This window comes from Bradyrhizobium cosmicum (assembly GCF_032290525.1).
GTDB lineage: Bacteria > Pseudomonadota > Alphaproteobacteria > Rhizobiales > Xanthobacteraceae > Bradyrhizobium > Bradyrhizobium cosmicum_A.
Genome location: NZ_JASXTA010000107.1, coordinates 1 through 357, shown reverse-complemented (window position 1 = coordinate 357; position 357 = coordinate 1). Strand labels below are relative to the sequence as shown.

The following is a 357-nucleotide window of genomic DNA, read 5'->3' as shown; positions in this document are numbered from 1 at the left end:
AAGCTATCTCGCCGTGCCGGTCACCTCGCGATCCGGCGAGGTCCTCGGCGGCCTCTTTTTCGGCCATTCGCAACCGGGTGTCTTCACCGCCCGTGCCGAACGGTTAGTAACAGGATTGGCTGCACAAGCGGCAGTCGCCATCGACAACGCGCGGCTATACGCCGCGAGCAGGCGTGAGGTCGCCGCGCGGGCGGTTGCTGAAGAGGATTTGCAACGCTTAAACCAGACTTTGGAGCAGCGTATTGAAGAGCGCGCTGCAGAACTCACCGTCAGCGCTGCGAAGCTCGAGGAAACCGAGCGACGCTTCAGGCTGCTGGTGGAAGGCGTAACGGATTACGCGATCTTCATGCTCGATCC

At 61.6% G+C, this 357-nt stretch carries 1 protein-coding gene; it reads left to right on the top strand.

Features of this window, described 5'->3' with window-relative positions:
• Positions 1-357, top strand: a 357-nt coding sequence (locus tag QSV46_RS39255) for a GAF domain-containing protein (RefSeq protein WP_314964028.1), incomplete at both ends; no start/stop codon positions are given.